Origin of the sequence: Shewanella indica (assembly GCF_033842865.1) — a bacterium.
Lineage (GTDB): Bacteria > Pseudomonadota > Gammaproteobacteria > Enterobacterales > Shewanellaceae > Shewanella > Shewanella indica.
This window is the reverse complement of sequence record NZ_JAWXXR010000001.1, coordinates 3,480,690-3,502,072: the sequence shown is the minus strand read 5'-3', so window position 1 is coordinate 3,502,072 and position 21,383 is coordinate 3,480,690. Positions and strand designations below refer to the sequence as shown.

Below are 21,383 nucleotides of genomic sequence, written 5' to 3'. Positions count from 1 at the left end.
TAACTCAAACGGCGACCACTCTTGATTCTTTAATGTCTCGCGCTGTCAGTTTTCGCGGCGCCATGCCCAAAAGGCAGGGGCGTAAGTCTGCCACGCATTGGCAAGTGTGCCAAATATTCTCTGGCTGACACTCTGCGCCCAGCGGCAACAATCTTGTTCAAGGGCTTCAAGAGGGCCCCCTTTTTCAGTTATTATCCCGTCAAAATAACCATAATCAGAGCCAAGCGGTCATGGGCCCATCGTTTCGTTATATAGTTTATGCAATATTTCTACTGGCGGTTACCCAGTTGTACAGCCCCTTTGCCTCGGCACAGGTGGATTTAGTGCTGGTCAACAAGTCAGATTCACGTCTGAGCCTGATTAAGGCCGGTAAGGTCATCAAGGAATATCGCATCGCCTTGGGGGATATGCCCAAGGGCCACAAATATCAGGAAGGCGACCAACGTACCCCAGAGGGCCGCTATCTGCTGGACTATAAAAAGGCCGACAGCGCCTTTTACCGCTCAATTCATATCTCCTATCCCAATGACGAGGACAGACTCAGGGCCAAGGCGCTCGGAGTCAGCCCTGGCGGTCAAATCATGATCCACGGCCAAAATCCCCGCTCTGGATTAACTCCGGAAGAAGCACAACAGTTTAACTGGACCAACGGCTGTATCGCCCTCACCAATCAAGAGATGGATGAACTCTGGCAGTTAATTGAGCCGGGAACGCCGATAGAAATCTGGCCCTGAAACAGGAATAAAATATGCAAAACCTGCAATCTCTGTCGCAGTTGCTGGCAGACTGGCAAGCCTTTGCCGACAAAATCATGCCCCTGATTGAGCGCCTCGGACTCGAGCGCTTAAGCGAGTGCGATCACGCCGCGCTGCGGGTCAACTCTGTCGCCGCGGCAGAAAAGCTCAAGGCCGAATTTGCTCAATGTGGTGAAATTATCTCGGAAAATATCATCAACGGCCGCCCTATCCTGATCATACGGCTGCAGCAGCCTCTGCTATTGGGTCAATGGCAAATTCCCTGTGTCGAACTGCCCTTCCCCGGCGATAAACACTATCCCGAAGAGGGATGGGAACATCTGGAGCTGGTTTTGCCCCGTGGGGCCCAAAGCTGCGATGAACTGGCTGAGCAACTGCGTACTCTCTGCCCCCTAACCCAAGCCACACTTGATGGCGACACAGACATCAAACTCAAGGCCAGCAGCCCCAAAGGCGAAGCCGAACGCCTGGCCAACCCGACGTTGGCGTTCAAGGCCGGCGGCGTGTGCGTCAAGGTGCACCCACACAGCATTCAGGCCATTATCGCCAGCGAGCAGTAAGCGGCTCTGATGCCGCTTTACCCTTGAACGACCCGGTTGCGCCCCTCAGCCTTGGCAACATAAAGAAAATGATCGGCTTTATCCTGCAGATCTTTGCCCGAGCGGCAACCGGCGGGGCCGGACACCAGGCCGACACTGATACTGAGACGGATAGGTTGGCCGCTCTCATCATGGAAGTCTTCATCGTCCACTCGGGCCCGCAGCCGCTCCATCAGATTAACAGCCTGAGCCGGCGCGCAGTTTGGCAACAAGATAGCAAACTCCTCACCACCAATTCGGGCAATGGCATCCGACTGGCGACACTGTGCCTGCATTAAGCCCGCCAGTTGCTTCAATACTTTATCGCCGGTAGCGTGGCCAAAACTGTCGTTGATTAACTTGAAATGATCCAGATCCAAAAGCGCCAGGCTGTAGTCTTCACGATTGAGCCTGGCCTGCTTGTCCACCAATTCCAATTGCGGCTCGAATCCACGGCGATTGAGTAAACCTGTCAGCGGATCGCGAAAGGCCACCTGCTGCCAGGCATCTCTATGCTGCTCGGATAAGCGTAACTGGCGGTTTTGCAGGGCGATCCCCAGTAAAACCAAAGCATTGGCAAAGCAAAAAGCGGCCAGTTCCGCTGTTTCTGCCGAATACAATCCGGCATCGAACGGCCCCAGCCCCTTGGCACTTACGTAAATAACCACAGCAAAGCTCCCACTGCTGAGACTGCAGGTGAGCAGGAAACTGCCCTCAAATGCCTGCATCACCAACACAGGCAGCAGCAAATACAAGACCCAGGGTTGATTGCCAAATGCCAAAGTAAAAATAACAACCAGAGCCAAAATCGACAGAAGAGATGCCCGGATCTGCCGTTGATTGATAAAAAACCGCTCCGACCAGCCCAGATACACCTGATAAACCAAGACAATCCCCAGAGAATCGGCCAAAAACAGCATCACAGCCATCGTTGGCCAAGAACTCTGGTCGATATAACCGCCCCAAACAAGATTTAGCGCCAGCAAAATACTGGACAGCGCCACAGGGATAACACAAACATAGAAACCAAAGAGCAATAACTCCCTGGCTCTTTGCAGCCCCATGGGCAGGGCCCAACGTAACATTCGGGCGGCCAATAGCGGCATCAGGGCATCAATTGCGGCAGATATCCAGGTGTGTAGCTGTGCCTGCTGCAGATTGCTGCTATTGAGTCCGGGGAAATTGGCCAGGAAGGAGGCGATAAATAAAGGGATAATAGCCACTGTGCCAAAACGCAAGCACAAGATCACTCCTATCCCCGAAGGCAACCATAGAAGGGTGATATTGCTCGGCTGCAATACCAGAGTGGCCATCCCCAGTCGGCCGCTGATATAGCAGAGCAGACCTCCAAGCAAAAGCAGTAGCCAATCGGCTCGCCCCCAACGTCTCAAATCAGTCACTTATTTTTCCGGCAATATTCATAAAAATGAGTATAGCCAAGCCGTTCCAACCCTGTGGCTGCCAAAGGAAAAAACAACGCCACCGGAGGGGTAAGTCCGGCGGCGTATGAAATTGAGTGTCGGTCAGTAAAAGTAAAGCGCTACTTTTTCGCGTCACTCTTGGCTTGCTGTAATACCTGACTCATTGGCGGCACCAAAGTGGTAGGATCCAGACGCATCTGATACCAGTTCACCCGCCAATCCAGATGTGGCCCTGTGGCTCGTCCGGTCGCCCCCACTTCGGCCACCGCCTGGCCCTGTTTCACCTCATCGCCCTCTTTGACATACAGCTTGCTTAAGTGCAAAAAGCTGGAACTGACACCATAGCCGTGGTCGATAATCATGGTGCCACCGGAATAGAACATGTCAGGTACCGACAGGCTGATAACGCCATCGGCCGGTGCCACCACCACAGTGCCGGTTTTGGCGGCAACATCCACACCATAGTGCGGTGTGCCAGGCTTACCGTTGTATACCCTTTGGCTGCCATAAACCCCTGAAATTCGCCCGGTCAGCGGCCAGATAAAGTCGTCGGCAAACGCCTGCTGGGTACTGAAATGGCTGCGGGCCGCCTTGACCTGGGCGCTGTCTTTGGCGGCGCGCTCCTGGGCCTTGGGATCCGGCTTCATGATTTTCTTGCTGATCCCCTCAACGTATTGAATGCGATAATCCCGCTTGTCGAGTTTGAGGTTACGGCTCTCACTGCTGCCATCCGGGTAACTGAGTGTCAGCGTCTGCTCGAGCGCGGCCTCACGCTCAAAACCAAAGGCAAACCTGCCATCCGGCGTCAAGGTGATGCTCTCGCCATTGAGACTTACCTCAGTACCCGGCTCTGTTCTGGCTCTAATCAGAGCTCCCTGTTCAAACTTGCCCTGAAACTGCACCCGTGATGACTCAGGTTTGATGTTGGGCTCAGACTTGGATTCGGCCTGCAGTATAGGACTCACAACCAAAGTGCCCAGCAGCATCAACGGCAGCGCCTTAAAAGATGGGATTGGCATCTTGCTGTTATTGAACTTCACTCTTGTTCCTCTTTATCTTTGCGCCGCGTAGACGCCAAGGTGCAGCCTACTTGCGGATACCTTTAGATTACTTTTAGGTTGACCTTATTCTTGGTCCGGCTCAGGCCAAGCAATATCTATCAGTCGCCCTGATGCTGCGCCGATGCGATAGCGCCCTTGCCTATGCCCTCGAAGGCTACCACTTTAAAATGTTTACCCGGCTCAAAGCCCGCCATGCTGTCGGCCATAAAATGGGCCAGCAGTTCGACCGTGGTGTCGTGGGGGATCAAATCACAGCAGTCTCTTGGCATCGCCAACTGAAAATCACCCTGCGGCGCTTGGTATCTGAAGCCAATATGGCTCTTGTCATCTATCTTGGTTTGGGGTGACAACTCAAGCTCACTGACACCAACCACATCTTCTTCACTGCCAAGGTAGATATCTTTCCAACGTTTGGCCCAGTATTCATCCCATTTGGGCGCGGCGATACCATCGGCAAACACATTGACAGGACTGCGGTGACCGTGAGCGATACGCTGGCAGTTACCGTCGTGCTTACGCAAGCCGTGACTGTAATGGTAATAGGGCGTTTCCAGCACCTCGTTGCGAAGTGTCAGGCTGATGCCCTGAACATTGTCCGGCAAGGCATCTGTCAGCGCCTTGTGCAAAAACTGGTTCACGCTGTCAAAGTCGATAATCTCGCTGGGGATAAGGGCGAAAGCCTGCGCCGGACAAGCCAGGTGAATGCTGCCGCGCAGACTATGGAAGTCCATCCACACCTTGTCGCCCTGCTGTTGCCAGCGCACCTGGCTACAGGCGGTGGGTACCAATAAACGGTGATCGGCCACCTCATCTATGGTTTGCTTTATGGTGCGCTTGACCTTGGAAAAGTCGAGCAACATGTTTTGCTCATCCAGGCCACCGTCGAGCAGCACATCGACTATCCAGCTTTCGCCTACCATGCCGCGAAACGGGCACAGGTAAGAAAAATCAACCACAGTTAAATCTTTGACAAATAATTGCATTCTCGCTCCCAGGCAGATAAACAGTCCACCCATGTGTTATCGGCCGGCCGATATTGGCCGCCGATTACGTCAATACCGGCCAGGGTATCGACACTTGACGTATATTTCGCAAAAAGTCTGTGATCTTGTCCAAAAGCTCCACAGCTTTTTGCTTGAGTTTCCGGTATTATACGCAAGTCACTGCCAATATTAATAACGCTAATCAGGTATCCTATGAAAACCCTCATCTGCAACGCCCAATTGGTTAATGAAGGAACAATCCGTACTCAGGATCTGCTGATCGACAACGGCCGCATCAGCCAGATTGCCTCCCAGATCACGGCTCCGGCAGGGGCTCAAGTCATAGATGCTCAGGGTAAACACCTGCTGCCGGGGATGATCGACGATCAGGTGCATTTCCGCGAGCCGGGTTTCCCCAATAAGGGCACCATCGCCAGTGAATCCCGCGCCGCCGTGGCCGGGGGTATCACCAGCTTTATGGAAATGCCCAATGTGAATCCGCAGACCACCAATCTGCAGGCGCTGGAAGACAAGTATACCCGCGCGTCTCAAAGTTCATTGGCCAACTTTGCTTTCTATCTCGGCGCCACCAACGATAACCTGGAAGAGATTAAACGTCTCGATCCCAACCAGGCCTGCGGGGTGAAAATCTTTATGGGCGCCTCTACCGGTAATATGTTGGTGGATAACAGTGCCACTCTGGACGGCATCTTCGCCAACTCTCCTGTGGTCATTGCCACTCACTGTGAAGACAGCCCCACCATAGCCGCCAATGAAGCCGCCATGCGTGAAAAATACGGTGACGCCATACCTATGGAGCTGCACGGCGAAATCCGCTCCCGCGAAGCCTGCCTCAAGTCATCTCAACTGGCGACCGACCTGGCCATTCGTCACAAGGCGCGTCTGCATGTACTGCATTTGACCACGGCCGACGAACTCTATCTGTTTGAGCCGGCCAAGCAGCTGGCACAGCTCAGGGGTGCCAACATTACCGCCGAAGTCTGTGTACACCATCTTTCGTTCAACGACAGTGACTACGCCCGCCTCGGCAGCCAGATAAAGTGTAACCCGGCCATCAAGACCCTTGCCGACCAACAGGCACTGATAGATGCCGTCAATCGCGACATCATTGACATTATCGCCACAGATCACGCGCCGCACACCTGGGAAGAGAAGCAAGCCGACAGCTACTTCAAGGCGCCGTCCGGTTTGCCGCTGGTGCAACATGCACTGCTCAGCCTGCTGGATCTGCATGCCAAGGGGCACTTCAGTTTGGAAAAAATCGTCCAAAAGACCAGCCATGCGGTGGCCGAGCGCTTTGAACTCAAAGACAGGGGCTATCTGCGCGAAGGTTATCTGGCGGATCTGGTACTGGTGGATCTCAACAAGCCCTTCGAGGCCACGCTGGAAAACACCCGTTATCACTGCGGTTGGTCACCCTTCACCGGCCATAAGTTTGCCGCCTCTATCAGTGGTACTTGGGTCAATGGTAAGCAACTGTTTGACGGCAGTCGCTTTATCGATAATACCCTGGGCCAACGCCTCACATTTAATCGCACTTAATCGCTGATAAACCAAGGGCTCCTTTAGCGGAGCCCTTGAACTTATTATTGGAATGGCCCCTTTCCCTTCACAAAAACAATCAAGATTAAGCGGTTCAACTGGAGCCATTTAAATCCCGTGCCAACAGTGTCAGTGCTCTTTTAAAGTCCGGCATGAAACAATACTAGCTTCACGCTTTTAAAACTGGTTGTGTTATTCTGAAACTCTCTGTAGTCATTGCCGCTGCAGGTTGAATGCTTTATCTTCTGCCGTTCGCTCAAATTAAGACGGCACCTGATAACATAATGGTTAGTAGATAAATGGCTCACGAACTGGATACCCTGGATCTTAATCTGATGCGCCTGCTTAAGGCGGTTGTCGACAATCGCAGTATCAAACTGGCTGCCATGCAACTTGGGATTTCTCAGCCCAGTGCCAGCCGCGGTGTGATGCGCCTTAAGCAAACCTTCCAGGACCCCCTGTTTGTTCGTAAACCCCATGGTGTAGAACCCTCACCCATGGCGCTGCGCCTGGCAGAAGAGTTTGACAATATTCTGGCCCCTATCGAAAAAGTTCTGCTGGAGTTCGAAGACTTCAGCGCCGACACCTACACTGGGCAAATAGCCATAGTGACAGATCCCTACCTTATGGATGAACAGGGACAAAGATTGCTGCAAAGCTGTCATCATGCCTTTCCCAATGCCAGCTTCACCTTTTCCAGCTGGAACGGTTACAGCCATGATGAGATGCTCGAAGGCATTCACGATTATTGTATTTTGGATCAGGAAACCGAGCTGTCGAAGGATATCTATATGCGGCCGCTATTCACTGAAAAACGGGTGATCCTGGCACGCAAAGATCATCCGCTGCTCGGCGCTGAAAATGATTGGCAGACTGTGTCCACGCTGCCGATAGTCTCCCTGCCAGCACCGGCCTCCTACAATCCGCAATGCACTGTGGAATCTGAGTATCAGCGTATGGGCTATCAGCCTCATGTATTACTCAAATCATACAACCTGAGGGTAGCCTGTCAGATGTTGTTGGAAACCGACGCCATCATGTACGCCAGTCAAGGTACTGCCAGGTTGATGCCCGAACTGGCCTCCTTCCCCATGCCCCAGGTTAATCACGAATTCAGTCACTTCGTGGTTTCCGGCGGCTTTTTACAGACCTACCGTAATCACCCTCTGCACCAGCATCTTCACAAGGTGGTACAAGACACATTTCAACCAACGCCAACATCAGTTTAGAGCGTAACAGATATTCATATTTGAATATCTCAATTACCTATCAAGTCAAAACCCGAACAGTTAACCTAGCGGTGTAAGTTTGGAATTGCCGCTTAAGTTATTGTTACTCCTTTTTTATGACTTATCTGGCCAGATAGATTCGGGTGTAATGTGCGATTCTCCGTTATGCATATTTTTCATTTCATGTAGAAGGTGAATTATGATCCTTGCACGGGTATTTCTATTGTTTGCAATTTCCGCCGAAGTGGCAGGTACCAGTACCATGAACCTACTGGGACCTGAAAGTTCTATCTGGGGCTATCTGCTGATGTACCTCTTGATTGGTGTGTCCTACTTCTTTTTATCACTGGCGGCGAAAAAAATTGCCATAGGCGTGGCTTATGCGGTTTGGGAAGGCTTGGGCATAGCCCTTATCACTCTGGTATCCATGTTGTTATTTGACTCCAGGCTCAACCCGCAGGAACTTGCCGGACTGGCCTTGGCCATCCTGGGTATAGTGCTGGTGACTCTGGGCGAGGGCCATCAAGGTGATAAACCCAAAGGTCAGGACACTGGTTTGAGAGCAAGCAGCGCCGCAAGTAGCTTGTAACGGAGGTTAACATGAACCAGTTTCTGACGCTCTCGTTTGGCTATGTGGTGCTGGCCGCCTTGATTGATATTGCCGCCAATATGGCGCTCACCCGCTCCAACGGATTCAAACGTAAATTATGGGGCGTGCTGGCAATCTTGCTGGTGCTGAGCGCCTTTACTCTGCTGGCACAGGCAGTGAAAGAGATAGACCTGGCGATCGCCTATGCCTCCTGGGGCGCTATCGGCATTTTGGGCACAGCTATCGGCGGCGCCTTGCTGTTCAAACAAAGACTCAAGCCCATAGGTTGGGTCGGCATAGCCGTGGTTATCGCCGCTGTTATCGTGATGAAAACCGCCTAAGGTCAGTAGCAACAAGTAAGGGTTAAGCAAGTAAAGCTGAAATAAGCAAAAAGGCGCCCTCGGGCGCCTTTTCTTATGCTCACTAAAGAGACTTATTTGGTACCGAAAATCTTGTCACCGGCATCACCCAGACCTGGCAGGATATAGCCCTTGTCGTTCAGGCAATCATCGACAGAAGCCGTGTAAAGTTCGATATCGGGATGCGCCTCTTCCAATGCTTTAACGCCTTCAGGCGCCGCAACCAACACCAGCGCCTTGATATGCTTACAGCCGCGCTTTTTCAGCAAGTCTATGGTGCAAATCATGGAGCCGCCGGTAGCCAGCATGGGGTCAACCACCAGTGCCAAACGCTCTTCCATATCGCTGGCGAGCTTCTCGAAGTAAGGCACAGGCTCCAGGGTTTCTTCGTCACGGTAAACACCGACGACTGAAATACGGGCACTGGGAATGTTCTCCAGCACGCCATCCATCATGCCTAGACCGGCACGCAGGATAGGCACTACAGTCACCTTCTTGCCTTTGATCTGTTCCACTTCAACCGGACCGTTCCAGCCCTCAATGGTCACTGTTTCGGTTTCCAAACCTGCGGTTGCCTCGTAGGTTAACAGGCTGCCAACCTCGGCGGCGAGCTCACGAAAACGTTTGGTGCTGATCTCAGCTTCACGCATCAAACCAATTTTGTGGCGTACCAGCGGGTGTTTAACCTCGACAACTTTCATTCTTTTTCTCCTGATCTTGCGGGCGGGACGAGCAATCAGACTGGCAGCTCCAGGCGTGCAGAGCACAAACCAGCCGGATTTGGGCAAATTTGTGAGATTTTAGTTGATTTGTTCCAGCGGTAAAACAGAAAGTTTTATAAATCTGGTAAATCGTGACTTATATCCCTATGAATAAAGTGCAATCTTGGCTTTCGAGCCCCCCGGCAAACTGCTAGAATAGCGCCGCATAAAATCCATAACGATGTACCCGAGAGGATCAAGTGAGTACCCCTACCCCACTGAGCTATAAAGACGCCGGTGTCGATATCGATGCAGGCAACGCACTCGTCAATAACATCAAGTCCGTAGTCAAACGCACTCACCGTCCTGAAGTCATGGGCAACCTGGGTGGTTTTGGCGCCCTGTGTGAACTGCCAACCAAATACAAGCACCCTGTGCTGGTTTCCGGTACCGATGGTGTGGGCACCAAACTGCGCCTGGCCATTGACTTCAAAAAGCATGACACTGTCGGTATCGACCTGGTGGCCATGTGTGTCAACGACCTGCTGGTTCAAGGCGCCGAGCCGCTGTTTTTCCTCGACTACTATGCTACCGGCAAGCTGGACGTCAATGTGGCGACTGACGTGGTTACAGGTATCGGCGAAGGCTGCTTCCAATCCGGTTGTGCCCTGATCGGTGGTGAAACCGCCGAAATGCCCGGCATGTACGAAGGCGCTGACTATGATCTGGCCGGTTTTTGTGTCGGTGTGGTGGAGAAAGAAGCCATCATCGACGGCAGCAAGGTACAGGCCGGTGATGCACTGATAGCCCTGGGCTCCAGTGGTCCTCATTCCAACGGTTACTCACTGATCCGTAAAGTCCTGGAAGTCAGCCAGGCCGACCCACAGCAAGATCTGGACGGCAAGCCGCTTATCGATCACCTGCTGGAACCAACCCGCATCTATGTCAAACCTTTGCTGGAACTGCTGGAAAAACACCCGGTTCACGCCATGGTACACATCACAGGCGGCGGTTTCTGGGAAAACATTCCAAGGGTACTGCCCGAAGGCGCCAAGGCCGTTATCCAGGGCGAGTCCTGGCAGTGGCCGAGCGTATTCAACTGGCTCAAGCAAGCCGGTAATATCACAGAACATGAAATGTACCGCACCTTTAACTGTGGTGTCGGTATGATAGTTGCCCTGCCTCAGGCTGAAGCCGCCGCCGCCATTGAGCTACTCAAGGCCAAAGGTGAAAACGCCTGGCAGATAGGCACTATCGCCAATCGTACTCAACAAGAAGAGCAAGTGGAGATCCTTTAATGCAGGAGAGTTGTCGCATATTGGTAATGATTTCGGGCAATGGCAGTAATTTGCAGGCTGTTATCGACAGCTGTGATAGCAAGATGCCAGGGCGCGTGGTCGGAGTGATCAGCAACAAGGCCGATGCCTATGGTCTGATCCGGGCCCATCATGCCGAAATAGACACCAGTTGCGTCATCGCCCGCAAAGAGGAGTCCCGCGCCCAATACGATGCCAGACTGCAGGCGGCTATCGACAGATATCAGCCCGACCTCATCGTATTGGCCGGCTTTATGCGTATTCTCAGTGATGAGCTGGTCAGCCGTTACCAGGGCAAGATGCTCAATATCCACCCGTCACTGCTGCCCAAGTATCCTGGATTGGATACCCACAAGCGCGCCATCGAAGCCGGTGACAGCGAACATGGCGCCAGTGTTCATTTCGTTATCCCGGCACTGGACAGTGGCCCGGTGATTTTGCAGGCCAAAGTACCTGTGTTTGCCGATGACACAGTGGCAACTCTGGCGGCCAGGGTGCACGAGCAGGAACACGCCATCTACCCGATAGTGGTGCGCTGGTTCTGCCAGGGCCGACTGAAGATGGTTGACGGTAAGGCCTGGCTCGACGATGAAGCCATCGGCCCCAACGGCTACGCCCCGGACTGATCTCTGAGTAAACTTAGGGAATTCTTACAAAGGACTAAGGCCATTTGCCTTGCATCCATGCCCGTAAGCCGACGCAGAGCACGCATGGGACTTGTTCGCACCTTCCTTAGGTTGATTAATTCAGCAAAAAGGAGCCATACGGCTCCTTTTTTCATTACAACAATGGCTATTACAGCTATGGCACAAGCTTGCCTCTTCCCTTAATTTACCTGGATATGACGCTCCGTTACCGGCTTTTTACCGCGGCCAATTGTAATTTTATGACCAATGGCGTTAGATAGGGGCAGTTATCAGGACAGAACGAGACGCGCATGAAGAATATTATCTGCGATATAGACGGCGTGCTGATGCACGACAACAAGTTAATCCCCGGCAGTGACAAGTTTATCGCCCGGGTACTGGAACAGGGAAATCCCTTGGTCATCTTGACCAACTACCCGGTACAGACGGGTAAAGATCTGCAAAACCGCCTCGGCGCCGCCGGGCTGCATATTCCCGAAGAGTGTTTCTATACCTCGGCCATGGCGACCGCCGACTTTCTCAGGCACCAGGAAGGCAGCAAGGCCTTTGTCATAGGTGAAGGTGCCCTCACCCACGAACTTTACAAGGCCGGCTTTACCATTACCGATATCAACCCCGACTTTGTTATCGTCGGCGAAACCCGCTCCTACAACTGGGACATGATCCATAAGGCCGCCCGTTTTGTTGCCGATGGCGCCCGTTTTATTGCCACCAACCCGGATACCCATGGCCCGGCTTATAGTCCCGCCTGTGGCGCTCTCTGTGCGCCTATAGAAAGAATAAGCGGTCGCAGGCCCTTCTACGTGGGTAAACCCAGCAGTTGGATCATCCGCTCGGCGCTGAACCATATAGATGGTCATTCCGAAAATACCGTGATTATCGGCGATAACATGCGCACCGATATTCTGGCCGGTTTTCAGGCCGGGCTGGAAACCATACTGGTCACCAGTGGAGTCAGCAAGCTGGAAGACATAGAGAAAGAGCCCTTCCGTCCCAACCATGTGTTTGCCTGCGCCGCCGACATCGACGTGATCTGAAACCATTGGTAACATTCCTTTTACCGCCTCCGCTTGTGCCGGGGGCGTTTTTTCGTCCATGATAGCGCACAGGCAAAGGCAAAGCCGTTGCCACTTCATACCTGACAATAAAAGCAACAACAGGATCCCTTATGCGCTTGATGATCCCCCTGTGTACCCTGGCACTCTTGAGTGCCTGCAGCCAAAACAATACTGCCGACGACCCCATCCGCGTTGTCAGTTTCAATGAACATGAGTTTCGCCAGGACATCCAAACCTTGGCCTCGGATGAATTTGAAGGCCGGGCGCCGACTACCCGCGGCGAGCAGCTGACCCTGGACTATCTCAGCAAGGCCTTTGCCGCTATGGGGCTTGAGCCCGGCGCCAGCGGCAGCTTTTTGCAAAAAGTGCCCATGGTGAGCTATACCGCCAGTGAAACCCAGGCAATACAGTTAGCCGGTATCGATTTTCAATATCCCCAGGATCTGGTGCTCGGCAGTCGCCATGATGTCAAACGCGTCGATATCACCAACGCACCACTGGTGTTTGTCGGTTACGGTATCAACGCCCCCGAGTACGACTGGAACGACTACCAGGGCCTGGATATGAAGGGCAAAATCGCCCTTATTCTGGTGAATGACCCCGGCTTTGCCCGCCCGGATCTCGGTAAATTCAACGGCAAGGCGATGACCTATTACGGCCGCTGGACCTACAAGTATGAAGAAGCCAGCCGTCAGGGCGCATTGGGCGCCATCATCATTCACGACACGGCTCCTGCCGCTTATCCCTGGTCTGTGGTGGAGAACAGCTGGACCGGCCCACAGCAGGATCTGGCCTCGGACTCCGGCAACGAGCGAGTGGCAGTGGAAGGCTGGATAACCCAGGATGCCGCCCAAAAGGTGTTTGCCAAAGCCGGGCTTGAACTGGACAGCGCCATCAGCCGCGCTGCCCACGGCCCACTGCAACTGACGCTGGGGCAAACCGCCAGCATAGGTTTCGATAACAAGGCCGAGTATGGCGACAGCTACAATGTGGTTGCCACTCTGCCGGGCAGCAGCCGTGCCAATGAGCATATTCTGTTTACCGGCCACTGGGATCATTTGGGCATAAGCAGCTCGGCCGAAGGCGACAAGGTGTTCAATGGCGCAATGGACAACGCCTCCGGCATCGCCGGCATGCTGGCCATCGCCCGTGAGTTTGCCGCCGACGCCAAGGCTGGCAAGCGCCTCAAGCGTTCGCTGACCTTTATCGCCACCACAGGTGAAGAGCAAGGTCTGCTGGGATCACGTTTCTATGCCGCCCAGCCCGCCTACCCACTGGAAAACACCATAGGAGTGATTAATCTCGACAGCACCAATATCTATGGCCGCACCAAAGACTTTACCATAGTGGGCAAAGGCAAGTCTGAGCTGGAGCGTTATCTGGAAGCCGCGCTCAAGACCCAGGGCCGCTATGCCACGGCAGAGAAACACCCCGAGTCCGGTGGTTTCTTCCGCTCGGATCACTTCAGTTTTGCCCAGTATGGCGTACCTGCGGTATTTGCCGGTGGCGGCAGCGAACCTGTAGATCAGGCCACCGCTAACTACAAAGCAGCAATGAAGCAGCAGATGAAAGGCTGCTATCACAACCTCTGTGATGAGTATCATGCCAACTGGGATCTCTCCGGCGCGCTGGAAGATCTGGCCGTGTACTACAAGGCCGCCGAACGCTTGGCGGATTCGGCCGATCGCCCGGGTTACTTCGAGGGCACAGAGTTTTATCGCTTGCGACCGGAAACCGGCGTTACTCCAACGATTTAACCAGACACATTTATCCCATCCCCCAAGGCGCCTCCGGCGCCTTTTTGCGTTGTTTTCCGGGCCGATAAATCGATCGCCGATAAAAACAGCGGCTTTGGGAAAGCGCCAATTTGCACGCTGTTACAGCGAGCTTAAATGCAGATCTTTCACCAATTAAGCGATTAAATTATTCAACCTGCAAAAAAGCCACCAAACAAACAGGTTAAAACTTATAAATTAGGCCATTTTTATGATTTATATTTAAAAATAACACTTGGCTTTTGAGAATTCTACAGGCAAAGTGAAGCCATTGCTGAAGAAACACCAAGTTTGGAGTCTTACCATGTGTTCAATTTTTGCCATTCTCGATATCCAGTCTGATGCCGCCGCTCTGAGAAGCACAGCGCTGGAGATGTCCAAACTGATGCGTCACCGCGGCCCTGACTGGTCGGGTATTCATACCACTGCAAGAGCCATTCTCGCCCATGAGCGGCTGGCCATTGTCGATATCGAACACGGTGCCCAGCCGCTGTTATCTGCAGACGGCCAATTGGTGCTAGCAGTCAACGGTGAAATCTACAACCACAAAGAACTCAAGGCCGAGCTCGGCGACAAGTACAGCTACCAGACCAACTCGGATTGCGAAGTGATCCTGGCGCTGTATCAGGAATATGGCTGCGACTTTCTCGATAAGCTCAACGGTATTTTTGCCTTCGTACTCTATGACAAGGCCAAGGACTGCTACCTCGTAGGCCGGGATCACATGGGGATCATCCCGCTTTACACCGGCCGCGATACCAGCGGCAACTTCTATGTCGCCTCCGAGATGAAAGCGCTGGTCCCCGTATGTAAAACTGTGGAAGTATTCAGCCCCGGGCATTACCTCTTCAGTGAAGATGACGCGCCGGTGCAATACTATCAGCGTGACTGGCGCGACTATGAAGCGGTAGCCCAAAACAGCGCCTCCAGCGAAGAGTTGCGCGAAGCGTTGGAAGCCGCGGTAAAACGCCAGCTGATGTCAGATGTGCCCTATGGCGTTTTACTGTCTGGCGGGCTGGATTCCTCGGTGATTTCCGCCATAACCCAAACTTTTGCCAAACGCCGTATTGAAGACAACGATGCCTCCGATGCCTGGTGGCCACAGCTGCACTCCTTTGCCGTGGGCCTGAAAGGGGCACCGGATCTGGCAGCGGCGCAAAAGGTCGCCGATGCCATAGGCACCATACACCATGAGCTGCACTTCACCTTCCAGGAGGGCCTGGATGCCATCAAGGAGGTGATTTATCACCTGGAAACCTATGATGTCACCACCATACGCGCTGCAACCCCCATGTATTTGATGGCGCGCAAGATCAAGGCAATGGGGATCAAGATGGTGCTCTCAGGCGAAGGGGCCGATGAACTGTTCGGCGGTTACCTCTATTTTCACAAGGCACCCAACGCCCGCGCCTTCCACGAAGAACTGGTACGTAAACTCGACAAGCTGCACCTGTACGACTGCCTGCGGGCCAACAAGGCCATGGCAGCCTGGGGCCTGGAAGCCCGGGTACCCTTCCTTGACAAGGAGTTTATGGACGTGGCCATGCGCCTGAATCCAGAAGCCAAGATGTCGCGCGATGGCCGAATTGAAAAGCATATTCTGCGTGAAGCCTTCGAGCATAAGCTCCCGGCCGAAGTCGCCTGGCGCCAGAAAGAGCAGTTCAGTGACGGTGTGGGTTACTCCTGGATTGACGGCCTGAAAGAACATGCCGCCGCCCAGGTGGAAGATAAAGAGCTGGCCAACGCCCGTTTCCGCTTCCCGCACAACACGCCGGAAACCAAGGAGGCCTACTTCTATCGCTGTTTCTTTGAAGAGCACTTCCCGCTGGAGTCGGCAGCACTGACTGTACCGGGTGGTAAATCGGTTGCCTGCTCTACCCCGGAAGCGCTGGCCTGGGATGAGAGCCTGTCCGGCATCATAGATCCTTCCGGCCGAGCAGTACGCTCTGTGCACACCGCATCTTATTGAGCTTAAGTAAAAACCATAAAGGCGCCAAATGGCGCCTTTATTCATTACCGGACATCAAAACTTAAATCCGCTTCTGTGCCGCTTTATTTGCTTTGAGCTTGTTCACTTGCGCCTTGTTCTCAGCACTCTAAGCCCGGCCGTTACTTGGTCACGCTCAACTTGTCGCTGCCGGCAGCGCTCGAGAATAGCCTGCCGCTCGCTGTCCGTTGCCTGATGCCAGGCCAGAATTTCTTCCAGCGTCCTGAAACACCCCAGGCAAACATCTTGCAGGTCCAGGCAGCAGTGGCGAATACAGGGAGAGTCCACCCTGTTACTGCGCTTTGGCTGCCTGGACATATTAGCTTCTTAGCTACCGCGCTTAAAGTAGCTTGGCTGATGCAGCTCAGTAACCTCCAGCGATATACTGTCGGCTTTGGCCGCAATCGGCTCCAGTGCGGCAAACACGCTTTGGGTCAGGGCTTGCTTTTGCTCATCGGTGCGCCCCGGCATAATGGCCAAACGCACATGGATAAAGGTTTGCGCGCTGTCCTCCCCTACCAGGAAATGCTCACAGGCATGTGCCCTACTCTTGATGGCAGATGGTGTGAACAAGCCTGAGTCTATGGCACCTTGGTGCACCGCCTGAACCAGTTTGGCAACCGGCAACTGCTGCGCCAGGGGCGCCGAATACTCAATAATACAGTGAGGCATAATCCTTCCTTGTAAAGGGAGAAGCGTCCGGGTTTATTCAGACCAGACGGCATACTCGTTTTGGCTCGGGCAGCGAAAATGAAAGCGCCGACCGCCGGGAAAACTGAAAATATCTTTACTGATCTCGCCGCCATGGGCCTTGACGGCTTCCAGGCTGGCATTCAAATCGTTTGAGTAGAGCACCAACAGCGGGCAGCCATTGAGGGTATCGAAGTTCACCGATGAACGGAAAAAACCGCCATCGATCCCGGCCTGGGTAAAACAACTGTAGTCCGGGCCATAGTCAACAAAGCCCCAACCAAACACCGCCTGAAAAAACGCCTTGGTGGCTTCCAGTTCCCGGGCGGGAAGTTCAAGATAGTTAATCGTATGATGTAACGCCATGGCTTTCCTCCCGCCGCTTGGGCGACTTAATAGCGGTTATTTAGCTGAGCTGCAGGCTAGGTTCAGCCCAAAATTCACCTGTATATAGTTATAGCAAGCGTTGCAGGTATACGCTGACCAGCCCTATCAAACCGCCAAAGACACCGCCCCAGACAACCAGCCAGCCCAGGTGAGTTTTAATCATCTGCTGCACCATCTCTTTGACCAACTGCGGCGTTAACTCGGCCAACCGCTGCTCGACAATATCCTGAATTTGGCTGCGCATATCGGCCATCACTCCGGGCTGCTCCAGCTCGCCCTTGAGCAGCTCGTAAAAATCATCACTCTTGGCAATATCCGCCAGCGACTGCTGCATCTTTTCAATAAAGGGTTGCTTGAGCGGCGCGAGAGCTTCCTCGCCGCCAAACATGGATAACATCCCCCCCAATGATGACTGGGCCACCGTGGCCACCAGAGCATCAAAGGCCGGAGCCAAGTCTACCTTGGTGATAACACCGGAGAGATCCAGGCTCTGCTTGTCCGAGCGGGTAGACAGGAAACGGTCTATGTTGGCCTCAGAGAAGAACTGCTCCATCATCAACTCGCTGATCGCTTGCTTGAACTGCTCGAAACGAGCCGGGATCACCCCTGAACCATAGAGACCCGGTACCTTTTCAAACAACATATGCACCGCCAGCCAGTTGGTAATGGCGCCGGATACGGCAAATAGGCCTATGTTAAATAACACATCTGAGTGCATGCCATAGCCGGTCAGCATAATGGCCAGCGCCAAGAGATTGGTAACCGCGCTCTTGTCGAGCACAGGTGTCTGTTGTACTGCTGTTTTCAATCTGAAATCCCCTGAAATTAAAACCCGCTAATGGTAGCAAACAGGGGGCAGTCGATTAAAGTAGTGCGTGATACAGACCTTGCTCTGTGTCATCCCCGGTTGCGGACATGAAGGACTCACCGAATTTGCGTTTCACCGCCAACACCTTGGCATTCTGTGCCAGAGTACGGGCTCTATGGGTGAGTTCTTTGGCAATTCCCTGACCACGGTAATCGGGCAATACAAAAAGATCATCGAGATACCACAAGGGCTGGAGTAACAAAGAAGAGAATGAAGGAAAGAGCTGAGTGAAGGCCACCGGATAATCACCCTCGGTGGCGATAAAGATCATCGAATCATTTTCCTGCAAGCGACAGCGTAAAAATTCGCGACAACGACCGAGATCCGACTCTTGCCCCATCTCCTGCCGATATTCATCAAACAACAGGATCAGTTGCTCCAAATCCATTTCAGTAGCCAAACGTATTTGCATTTTTCATCCCTGAATACAAGTTGAAATCTTACTATTTGCCAGAGGCAAAACGACAATAAACTTCATAAACAAGGCAAGGCTAACATAGAAAAGCTTCTCTGGCAGCAGCTTTAGGCTGCCCTCCCCCCAAGCCTGTTCCCGTTCATGCCCATCCTGGCAGCCGTTTTCAACGAGCACACAAACCCAAGCGGACTTAGTCGTATTGGTCGGCGATAACAACTGAAATAGCCCCCAGCCATCAAGCACTGAAACAGGCGATTTAACAATTGGAATATTGCTCATATGATTTGCCGGGCACAGTTGTTTTCATGGCGAATTATGTTGCCAACCCCCACAAAATCAGGGTTTTATTGCCTTTGTTAAAAAACTTGACCTTAAGCTAATTGTTTTACTAATAGGTACTGGGTATTGTATAGCCAATTCAACCAGTTAGCTTTAGCTTTTTCTTAAGCGAACGCTCTGCAACAAGGATACTTTTCCGTTTGTAACGGTATTCAGGGACGAACAACATGTCGCACCCGTGCGGTAGCTATGGCTTTACTTAACGCTTTTTGTCGGGCCTGGGTTTTAGGGGCTTGAGTTTAAGGTGCTTGGTTTTAAGGCCCTTGGTTGCAGGGCTTGAAGCGCTCATGGTAAGTGCCTAATAACTGATTTTTTATACAGTATTATTGACGTTCCTGACAAAATGCCGGCAACTTGTAGCTAAGCTTGCGCGTTATTTCTGTAACATTTTAAAAATAGCATTAAATTCATACAGTTAAAAAGTGCAGCGGGTAGATAATAGGTTTGGAAACCGCGCATGCGCGTTTAGCTGCAAGGGATATTAAGACTAAACTCTTTTATATCCAGCTAATACAAACAGATAGCGATGCGCGTTTACACTCCTCCGAGGACTAAAACGCGCATGCGTGCTATGCAGCTGTTATGCGGGGAGCACCAATGGAGAAAACTAAGCTAACTTCGACCATAACAGTAAAAAAATATAGGCAGCTGAAGGAACAGAGAGATACCCATGCTCTCGCAGACATGCTTTACGAACGATTCTCTGAGCGATACATCGAGCCATTTAGAAACCACGAATTTAAACACGGGTTTAGCATGATGGCTTCTTCGTGCTTGATGATTGAGTCATTATATTGCTTTCAGCGCGGACGCAAGAAAACTGGTCAAGCTGGTGTTGAGGTGTTCGAGGAGTTCTTTGAGAAATCTACGCATCTAAAAGATTTCATCGGTTATGGTGAATCCTTCTATAAGAACATCCGGTGCGGGATACTACATCAGGGCGAAACCTATGGCGGTTGGAAGATCCGAAGGAAGGGCCCACTTTTCAAAAAAACTGATATGGTTGTGAATGCCACAAAATTTTTAGATGCTCTCGATGACGAGCTGAATGAATTTACAGATCTATTGAAAAAATCGAGATTTCACAGGAAACCATGGTCAGGAGTGATCAGAAAATTTGACTCAATTTGCGATAATTGTAATGCATAACAAAGCCATTAAATTCGCTCACTTCGGTCGCCGGACCTCGTTTCACTCAGCCGTTTATGGCGGGCGTTATAAATTTTTAAAGGAGTCATGAGTGGCAAGCTCTGGAACATATTATTTAGGTCGAGTATTGAAACTTGGTACTCTCGATCAAGAAAAGTTAATGAATGCAATCAAAGAGCCGGTTTCCTTATCTTATAGAGGTTCATCTTGGACGTTCATTGACGTCCAAGAAGTTAAGGGCAACGGGGAACATTATATTTTCGGTCGCCTAAGCAAATACAAGCCGTTAGGTGAGGTTACTGTCGTAGATACACATCGGAGAACAGAAGAAACACAAATTGAACCTAACTTGAAAGTTGCCTCTAGCCCTTTTGTATATATCCCGTCCCACTCGGGTATTGCATTTCTTAATGTGTATAATCACATCGAACAAAAAGCTTTTGTTAATCGCTTTTGTTCTATTATCGAGGAAACCTATCAACGCTTTTTCGTGGATTGCGACATTGAGTTAGTCTCAGACTTACGCTCTTTTGCTGCGAAAATATCATCATTGGATGGTATCTATCATGTTAACGCGAAAATATCTCCTCCTAACCCAATGTTCGGCTGTCTTTGGGCAGAGTTAAAGGACTACTTAATCAAACGAAACACTGATCGTATGACCGTCGTCGAAGATGCTCCAGAAAGTGAGCCGCTAAATACAGATCTACCATATCACATAGAAAAAGCGGCAAACCAGACGGCAGACGAGCAATATGTGTCAGAAGAACCTCTTCCGATCGGGGACGCTGCAATACTTATGGCAGCAGATGGCTATGGTCATGGAACAGTTAAAGGGAAAAGAGATAATGAAGTTATAACTATTAAAACATCCGAGACAGTAAAGAACTTTTCCTTCGACAAAAATCCAGAGCCTGATGCTCTCTATCGTAAAGCTCTTGGAATATTTGACGAAATCAAAGAAAAAAGGCACCTGGGTCACTGATGAATCGAATTCTAGATATTCTTCGCTTTACTATTATTTCTCCGGAGTTTGTTGTTATTCTTCTGACGGTTGCAATGACATATAGTTATCCGGAAGCATTTGTACTTATAGGTGGAAAACTTAAAGGCAATACAGAACTATGGAAGTTTATCCCCTCATTGCCTGTTATCTTCACTGGCGTGACCTTTAAAGTGGCTCAAAAAGTTCATGCACCTTTGGAGAATACGTCCAACAAGCAACTCTACGAATGGAACTCATTCAATAAGGTTTCTGATCGTATAATGGCGTCTTATTTGATTTGTATACTATGTTGCGCCGCTAGTTTTACAATTTGGTTCTTCATGTCAGAGTTGAGTGAACTAATGTTAGGTTCAATATTATTGAGTTCAATCCTCATCTCTGGATTAACTACGTTCCAAATTATCTTAGCAGCTCAAAAAATCAGGCAAGTCATAGAGCAATATACATAAAAAATATAAAAAAATATGGACACCCAGCGTTAATAGCGCACTAGTTAGCCTCCGACTA

At 51.5% G+C, this 21,383-nt stretch carries 24 protein-coding genes; 14 read left to right on the top strand and 10 right to left on the bottom strand.

Annotation, left to right across the window (positions count from 1 at the left end):
- Nucleotides 1–230 precede the first annotated feature (230 nt).
- Both SIL79_RS15670 and SIL79_RS15665 read left to right on the top strand, forming a co-directional pair.
- Entirely contained in the window at nucleotides 231–734 is a 504-nt protein-coding gene (locus SIL79_RS15670; protein WP_071476874.1) for a L,D-transpeptidase family protein, read from the top strand.
- 14 nt (nucleotides 735–748) lie between these two features.
- Nucleotides 749–1,315 carry a VOC family protein gene (locus tag SIL79_RS15665; RefSeq protein WP_071476873.1) on the top strand — a complete coding sequence of 189 codons (567 nt, stop codon included), beginning with the start codon at nucleotides 749–751 and terminating at the stop codon, nucleotides 1,313–1,315.
- 17 nt (nucleotides 1,316–1,332) lie between these two features.
- Here SIL79_RS15665 and SIL79_RS15660 read toward each other — a convergent pair whose 3' ends face one another.
- The 3 genes from SIL79_RS15660 to SIL79_RS15650 all read right to left on the bottom strand — a co-directional run bounded on the left by SIL79_RS15660 (nucleotide 1,333) and on the right by SIL79_RS15650 (nucleotide 4,798).
- Nucleotides 1,333–2,733, bottom strand: coding sequence for a GGDEF domain-containing protein (locus SIL79_RS15660; protein WP_083399852.1), 1,401 nt, complete (start codon nucleotides 2,731–2,733; stop codon nucleotides 1,333–1,335).
- A 140-nt stretch (nucleotides 2,734–2,873) separates the two neighbouring features.
- Nucleotides 2,874–3,773: a M23 family metallopeptidase gene (locus SIL79_RS15655; protein ID WP_083399857.1), complete on the bottom strand. Its 900-nt coding sequence runs from the start codon at nucleotides 3,771–3,773 to the stop codon at nucleotides 2,874–2,876.
- A gap of 140 nt (nucleotides 3,774–3,913) precedes the next feature.
- The gene (locus tag SIL79_RS15650) at nucleotides 3,914–4,798 is read right to left on the bottom strand and encodes a 6-carboxytetrahydropterin synthase (protein ID WP_025889416.1); all 885 of its coding nucleotides are present in this window, start codon (nucleotides 4,796–4,798) and stop codon (nucleotides 3,914–3,916) included.
- Nucleotides 4,799–5,011: 213 nt separating this feature from the next.
- On the opposite strand from SIL79_RS15650, the gene SIL79_RS15645 reads away from it, so the two are divergent.
- The 4 genes from SIL79_RS15645 (at nucleotide 5,012) to SIL79_RS15630 (ending at nucleotide 8,520) form a co-directional block, all read left to right on the top strand.
- A complete protein-coding gene (locus SIL79_RS15645) occupies nucleotides 5,012–6,361 on the top strand; it encodes a dihydroorotase (protein ID WP_071476872.1) in 1,350 nt (449 codons plus the stop codon).
- Between the two features lie 299 nt (nucleotides 6,362–6,660).
- Nucleotides 6,661–7,590 (top strand): LysR family transcriptional regulator, encoded by a 930-nt coding sequence (locus tag SIL79_RS15640; protein WP_162206344.1) that lies wholly within the window; start codon nucleotides 6,661–6,663, stop codon nucleotides 7,588–7,590.
- Nucleotides 7,591–7,789: 199 nt separating this feature from the next.
- The gene (locus SIL79_RS15635) at nucleotides 7,790–8,179 is read left to right on the top strand and encodes an SMR family transporter (protein ID WP_039035479.1); all 390 of its coding nucleotides are present in this window, start codon (nucleotides 7,790–7,792) and stop codon (nucleotides 8,177–8,179) included.
- Between the two features lie 11 nt (nucleotides 8,180–8,190).
- Entirely contained in the window at nucleotides 8,191–8,520 is a 330-nt protein-coding gene (locus SIL79_RS15630; protein WP_039035480.1) for a multidrug/spermidine efflux SMR transporter subunit MdtI, read from the top strand.
- Between the two features lie 92 nt (nucleotides 8,521–8,612).
- On the opposite strand, the gene upp is transcribed toward SIL79_RS15630, so the two are convergent.
- Nucleotides 8,613–9,239, bottom strand: coding sequence for a uracil phosphoribosyltransferase (upp, locus tag SIL79_RS15625; RefSeq protein ID WP_039035481.1), 627 nt, complete (start codon nucleotides 9,237–9,239; stop codon nucleotides 8,613–8,615).
- Nucleotides 9,240–9,499: 260 nt separating this feature from the next.
- Between upp and purM the strand changes: the two genes are divergently transcribed.
- From purM to asnB, 5 genes are all read left to right on the top strand, one after another.
- On the top strand, nucleotides 9,500–10,537 hold the full coding sequence (purM, locus tag SIL79_RS15620; protein WP_039035482.1) for a phosphoribosylformylglycinamidine cyclo-ligase: 1,038 nt from the start codon (nucleotides 9,500–9,502) through the stop codon (nucleotides 10,535–10,537).
- On the top strand, nucleotides 10,537–11,181 hold the full coding sequence (purN, locus tag SIL79_RS15615) for a phosphoribosylglycinamide formyltransferase (protein WP_039035483.1): 645 nt from the start codon (nucleotides 10,537–10,539) through the stop codon (nucleotides 11,179–11,181). The genes purM and purN overlap by 1 nt, the downstream gene beginning before the upstream one ends.
- 311 nt (nucleotides 11,182–11,492) lie before the next feature.
- The gene (locus tag SIL79_RS15610) at nucleotides 11,493–12,239 is read left to right on the top strand and encodes an HAD-IIA family hydrolase (protein ID WP_039035484.1); all 747 of its coding nucleotides are present in this window, start codon (nucleotides 11,493–11,495) and stop codon (nucleotides 12,237–12,239) included.
- 131 nt (nucleotides 12,240–12,370) lie between these two features.
- Nucleotides 12,371–14,017 carry a M28 family metallopeptidase gene (locus SIL79_RS15605; protein WP_319619465.1) on the top strand — a complete coding sequence of 549 codons (1,647 nt, stop codon included), beginning with the start codon at nucleotides 12,371–12,373 and terminating at the stop codon, nucleotides 14,015–14,017.
- Nucleotides 14,018–14,339: 322 nt separating this feature from the next.
- On the top strand, nucleotides 14,340–16,004 hold the full coding sequence (gene asnB, locus SIL79_RS15600) for an asparagine synthase B (protein WP_319619463.1): 1,665 nt from the start codon (nucleotides 14,340–14,342) through the stop codon (nucleotides 16,002–16,004).
- A 102-nt stretch (nucleotides 16,005–16,106) separates the two neighbouring features.
- Here asnB and SIL79_RS15595 read toward each other — a convergent pair whose 3' ends face one another.
- The 6 genes from SIL79_RS15595 to SIL79_RS15570 form a co-directional block, all read right to left on the bottom strand.
- Entirely contained in the window at nucleotides 16,107–16,340 is a 234-nt protein-coding gene (locus tag SIL79_RS15595) for a DUF1289 domain-containing protein (protein WP_039035487.1), read from the bottom strand.
- 9 nt (nucleotides 16,341–16,349) lie between these two features.
- Entirely contained in the window at nucleotides 16,350–16,694 is a 345-nt protein-coding gene (locus tag SIL79_RS15590) for a 5-carboxymethyl-2-hydroxymuconate Delta-isomerase (protein ID WP_319619460.1), read from the bottom strand.
- A gap of 33 nt (nucleotides 16,695–16,727) precedes the next feature.
- Nucleotides 16,728–17,078 carry a VOC family protein gene (locus SIL79_RS15585; RefSeq protein ID WP_039035489.1) on the bottom strand — a complete coding sequence of 117 codons (351 nt, stop codon included), beginning with the start codon at nucleotides 17,076–17,078 and terminating at the stop codon, nucleotides 16,728–16,730.
- Nucleotides 17,079–17,166: 88 nt separating this feature from the next.
- Nucleotides 17,167–17,835, bottom strand: coding sequence for a DUF445 domain-containing protein (locus tag SIL79_RS15580; protein ID WP_215774437.1), 669 nt, complete (start codon nucleotides 17,833–17,835; stop codon nucleotides 17,167–17,169).
- Nucleotides 17,836–17,962: 127 nt separating this feature from the next.
- Nucleotides 17,963–18,379 (bottom strand): GNAT family N-acetyltransferase, encoded by a 417-nt coding sequence (locus SIL79_RS15575; protein ID WP_319619459.1) that lies wholly within the window; start codon nucleotides 18,377–18,379, stop codon nucleotides 17,963–17,965.
- A 3-nt stretch (nucleotides 18,380–18,382) separates the two neighbouring features.
- Nucleotides 18,383–18,661 carry a hypothetical protein gene (locus SIL79_RS15570; protein ID WP_319619458.1) on the bottom strand — a complete coding sequence of 93 codons (279 nt, stop codon included), beginning with the start codon at nucleotides 18,659–18,661 and terminating at the stop codon, nucleotides 18,383–18,385.
- Between the two features lie 657 nt (nucleotides 18,662–19,318).
- Between SIL79_RS15570 and SIL79_RS15565 the strand changes: the two genes are divergently transcribed.
- The 3 genes from SIL79_RS15565 to SIL79_RS15555 all read left to right on the top strand — a co-directional run bounded on the left by SIL79_RS15565 (nucleotide 19,319) and on the right by SIL79_RS15555 (nucleotide 21,325).
- Nucleotides 19,319–19,870, top strand: coding sequence for a hypothetical protein (locus SIL79_RS15565; RefSeq protein WP_162206306.1), 552 nt, complete (start codon nucleotides 19,319–19,321; stop codon nucleotides 19,868–19,870).
- Nucleotides 19,871–19,961: 91 nt separating this feature from the next.
- Nucleotides 19,962–20,855 (top strand): hypothetical protein, encoded by an 894-nt coding sequence (locus SIL79_RS15560; RefSeq protein WP_202932783.1) that lies wholly within the window; start codon nucleotides 19,962–19,964, stop codon nucleotides 20,853–20,855.
- On the top strand, nucleotides 20,855–21,325 hold the full coding sequence (locus SIL79_RS15555; RefSeq protein WP_162206305.1) for a hypothetical protein: 471 nt from the start codon (nucleotides 20,855–20,857) through the stop codon (nucleotides 21,323–21,325). The genes SIL79_RS15560 and SIL79_RS15555 overlap by 1 nt, the downstream gene beginning before the upstream one ends.
- Nucleotides 21,326–21,383 lie beyond the last annotated feature (58 nt).

Excerpts from the sequence above, each read along its gene's own strand:
- SIL79_RS15670 (WP_071476874.1), top strand. The coding sequence starts at position 231 with ATGGGCCCATCGTTTCGTTATATAGTTTATGCAATATTTCTACTGGCG.
- SIL79_RS15665 (WP_071476873.1), top strand. The coding sequence starts at position 749 with ATGCAAAACCTGCAATCTCTGTCGCAGTTGCTGGCAGACTGGCAAGCC.
- SIL79_RS15655 (WP_083399857.1), bottom strand. The coding sequence starts at position 3,773 with ATGCCAATCCCATCTTTTAAGGCGCTGCCGTTGATGCTGCTGGGCACT.
- SIL79_RS15650 (WP_025889416.1), bottom strand. The coding sequence starts at position 4,798 with ATGCAATTATTTGTCAAAGATTTAACTGTGGTTGATTTTTCTTACCTG.
- SIL79_RS15645 (WP_071476872.1), top strand. The coding sequence starts at position 5,012 with ATGAAAACCCTCATCTGCAACGCCCAATTGGTTAATGAAGGAACAATC.
- SIL79_RS15640 (WP_162206344.1), top strand. The coding sequence starts at position 6,661 with ATGGCTCACGAACTGGATACCCTGGATCTTAATCTGATGCGCCTGCTT.
- SIL79_RS15635 (WP_039035479.1), top strand. The coding sequence starts at position 7,790 with ATGATCCTTGCACGGGTATTTCTATTGTTTGCAATTTCCGCCGAAGTG.
- SIL79_RS15630 (WP_039035480.1), top strand. The coding sequence starts at position 8,191 with ATGAACCAGTTTCTGACGCTCTCGTTTGGCTATGTGGTGCTGGCCGCC.
- upp (WP_039035481.1), bottom strand. The coding sequence starts at position 9,239 with ATGAAAGTTGTCGAGGTTAAACACCCGCTGGTACGCCACAAAATTGGT.
- purN (WP_039035483.1), top strand. The coding sequence starts at position 10,537 with ATGCAGGAGAGTTGTCGCATATTGGTAATGATTTCGGGCAATGGCAGT.
- SIL79_RS15610 (WP_039035484.1), top strand. The coding sequence starts at position 11,493 with ATGAAGAATATTATCTGCGATATAGACGGCGTGCTGATGCACGACAAC.
- SIL79_RS15605 (WP_319619465.1), top strand. The coding sequence starts at position 12,371 with ATGCGCTTGATGATCCCCCTGTGTACCCTGGCACTCTTGAGTGCCTGC.
- asnB (WP_319619463.1), top strand. The coding sequence starts at position 14,340 with ATGTGTTCAATTTTTGCCATTCTCGATATCCAGTCTGATGCCGCCGCT.
- SIL79_RS15595 (WP_039035487.1), bottom strand. The coding sequence starts at position 16,340 with ATGTCCAGGCAGCCAAAGCGCAGTAACAGGGTGGACTCTCCCTGTATT.
- SIL79_RS15590 (WP_319619460.1), bottom strand. The coding sequence starts at position 16,694 with ATGCCTCACTGTATTATTGAGTATTCGGCGCCCCTGGCGCAGCAGTTG.
- SIL79_RS15585 (WP_039035489.1), bottom strand. The coding sequence starts at position 17,078 with ATGGCGTTACATCATACGATTAACTATCTTGAACTTCCCGCCCGGGAA.
- SIL79_RS15580 (WP_215774437.1), bottom strand. The coding sequence starts at position 17,835 with ATGCTGACCGGCTATGGCATGCACTCAGATGTGTTATTTAACATAGGC.
- SIL79_RS15575 (WP_319619459.1), bottom strand. The coding sequence starts at position 18,379 with ATGCAAATACGTTTGGCTACTGAAATGGATTTGGAGCAACTGATCCTG.
- SIL79_RS15570 (WP_319619458.1), bottom strand. The coding sequence starts at position 18,661 with ATGAGCAATATTCCAATTGTTAAATCGCCTGTTTCAGTGCTTGATGGC.
- SIL79_RS15565 (WP_162206306.1), top strand. The coding sequence starts at position 19,319 with ATGGAGAAAACTAAGCTAACTTCGACCATAACAGTAAAAAAATATAGG.
- SIL79_RS15555 (WP_162206305.1), top strand. The coding sequence starts at position 20,855 with ATGAATCGAATTCTAGATATTCTTCGCTTTACTATTATTTCTCCGGAG.